General features: G+C 43.7%; 3 protein-coding genes. 1 reads left to right on the top strand and 2 read right to left on the bottom strand.

Annotation, left to right across the window (positions count from 1 at the left end):
• Nucleotides 1-239 (top strand): integrase core domain-containing protein (locus L5M38_RS23230; RefSeq protein ID WP_263146819.1); only part of this gene is annotated, 239 nt, incomplete at its 5' end.
• Between the two features lie 282 nt (nt 240-521).
• Here the strand turns inward: L5M38_RS23230 and L5M38_RS23225 are convergent.
• Nucleotides 522-1,457, bottom strand: a complete 936-nt coding sequence (locus L5M38_RS23225; protein WP_028760212.1) for a nucleotidyl transferase AbiEii/AbiGii toxin family protein — start codon at nt 1,455-1,457, stop codon at nt 522-524.
• Nucleotides 1,450-2,238, bottom strand: a complete 789-nt coding sequence (locus L5M38_RS23220) for a type IV toxin-antitoxin system AbiEi family antitoxin (RefSeq protein WP_263168273.1) — start codon at nt 2,236-2,238, stop codon at nt 1,450-1,452. The genes L5M38_RS23225 and L5M38_RS23220 overlap by 8 nt, the downstream gene beginning before the upstream one ends.
• Nucleotides 2,239-2,868: the final 630 nt, after the last annotated feature.

Below are 2,868 nucleotides of genomic sequence, written 5' to 3'. Positions count from 1 at the left end.
GTCGTCGCGGGAATTGTTGGGATAACGCACCAATGGAGCGTTTCTTTAGAAGTTTGAAATCTGAGTGGATACCCGCCAGTGGTTATGGGAATTTTACAGAAGCAGATAAAGAGATCACAAATTACATCACTGGATATTACAGTGAGACCAGACCCCATCAATATAATGGTGGGTTAACGCCAAATGAGTCAGAACGTTTATATTGGAATGACTCTAAAACCGTGGCCAATTTTACTTGACCACTACACTTAGGCAGTTACGGCATCCACAGTCATGATCATCTGTGGTGGCAATACTAACGCTTTTTGCAGTTATTTAAGCATGGTACCTTGCTGGCGATTAGTTGAGTTACGCGATTGAGCGGATCACTGTAATGGATTGTTTGATATCAGCGCGTCATTAAGCGTAAGGTGATCGGGTAACATGTCTGCAGCTGAATAGAGACGGTCCAATAACCAGTCGAACCAAAGTAACGCCCACAAACAGCGAACTATCAGATAAAATCGGCAATACACTGCACATTACAGTATCCGACCTGCAACCCACGTTTCCAATACATCAGCCAGTTTAATGAGTTGTTCTTGATGCTTGGATTTGTTTTTCGCTAGGTTTTGGATATTCAATAACTTCCATCTCACCGCAGGTAGTGCCGCGACGCTCGGTTCATCAAACAATGACCAATCAGGCTGACCCTGTTTAAAGGATAATAAAAAGTCTCTGTCTTTTGCAGTAAAGTGATGCTGCAACGCTATCAGCATTTCTGAGCGAGTTAAAATCAGCTCATCGAGTTTAATCGGCTTTGTCGTCATTCCATTGAATTCAGTTTGAAAGCTTTCATCAAGCGGTTTCCAGCGTGGAGACATCACTTCATTAATAGGCCTTGGATGGCTAAGTGTATAAGTGAGAAAGCCGACCAAAATCTCTCGACTGATCCCCTCTTCCGCCAGCAGCATTTTCACATCGAAAAGATCCCTTGGGTGCTGTCTATCCATCGCTGCACATAACTTACCACCGTATAGATCAGGCAGGCTTACAACGGGGATCTCTGCATACCCAAATTCTTCTTCAACTAACTCAACGACTGGCATTAATACCGCTTTGTGTAGCGTACCTCTCGCAACAGGAGAGACTTCAATTTTTATTGTGACTCTATCACTTGTCACGACAACCCTGAGCTCATCATATTTATTGTCTTGAAATACTGCACTAAGGTTCGGTTGTAGATTGATCTGCGCAGTCAAACGACCAAGCGCTTCCTTCACACTTTGTAGCGCTTGTTCCCTTGGCTCCAAAGGAAGATAAGCCAAATCGATATCGACCGATAAGCGTGGGAAGTTGCGCACAAATAGGTTGATAGCCGTACCGCCCTTTAGGGCAAATACCTTCTCTTGGGCGACGAGCGGCAGCATCCGAATAAGCAAGGTCACTTGCTGGTAGTATATCGATGACTTATTCATATTGATTTTCTTCTGTCTTAATAAACGATGCCGGCACTGTTATTTGATACCGCCCATCGTAACGGCCATGAGCCACCACCTGACGCTTTCCCACGCCTAGCGTGATTTGCTGCTCATCTAGCCTTTTGCTCCACTGATGTTGATAGTAGTGGCCTAAAAAGAGAAATACGCGATTAGCTTGTACGGCTTCACTTCGATTCAGTATTGACTGTATTTTACGTGGACTGAGATTCACTAACCCTTGAAACAGCTCCGCGGCATGCTCAAAACTGATATGTTTGCCAATGGCATTGACGACCTCATAGGCTGCAAGCTCCGCACAACTTGCCTTAACTTCCCTATTGTTCACCCCTATAGTAATAAAGTCTTTTTCCAACGTTTGGGTCAGCTTGCTACTGGTATAGAAAAGCCAATTTTGCTCCTCCAATTCGCGGAACCACTTTGGTAACGCCTGCTTACTTTGACAGCCAACCCAAACTTGCTCGCTGCTTAGTTGAAGATAATGACTAAGCCCTTGATGCGTTAAGCTACTGACTCCCGCAAGGTGTACAGGAAGCTTTAGCTGCTCATTCACAGCCTTGAGCGCTTCAACCCAATGAGGCTGTAACTTACCTGTTGACTCAGGACGAACGTAAACCCCCGCACTTATCTTGTACAACCAACCACTCTGCACATATTTTCTCACCAAAGATGAGCTGATCTCATTTTGTGTCAACCACGACTGAAGCACTACCGCACCAGGGCTCGTATGATTAATCAGCCAGTTTATTTTTGATGACATAGTTGCACCATAAGTACCAAAATACAGAGTAAATTAAACCGACTATAGAAGCGAAGTTTATTAATTGCAAATTATTAGTACCTAAAGTGCACTTTTAACGTAAATTATAAACTCGCTGAATGAGAGGGAGGCCGCCGTTGTTCCACGGTTAAATACAATCGGTCACCATCGAGCATAAACAAATGCAATATCGTTTTTTTGCATGAGCTTAGATCAGTTCTCTAGAGATCTAACAACTCAAAACAGGGAACTAGTGGCAGGTTTTAACGGAAGACATGAATAATCTGCATAATCAAATTCAGATTAACTATTCTATTAATACAACCTCTTTTGCCTACAAACTAATCAACACGCGATATAACTAGTCGGAATGGGAATAACAGGCCATATATGGGTCTTAATCGGTTCTCGTGAGTTTGATTCATTCTAGGGCAAAAACGCCACAGAATAGCCGCAAACTGGGCTCTAGGGCGGGTTTTAGGGACTCGCGTGAATCAGGCTGGTGCAGAGTGATTTACTAGCCCATTTTTGGACATAAACGACTCAGAGCTAGGGCTCTAAAGGTGGATAGTGGGATTAGGAAAAGTATGCTGATCAATTAAAGTTTACACTGACCCCCACATATTTCTC

It is taken from the genome of Shewanella sp. SM101 (assembly GCF_025654465.1).
Lineage (GTDB): Bacteria > Pseudomonadota > Gammaproteobacteria > Enterobacterales > Shewanellaceae > Shewanella > Shewanella oncorhynchi.
This window is presented reverse-complemented; position numbering and strand designations above follow the sequence as displayed.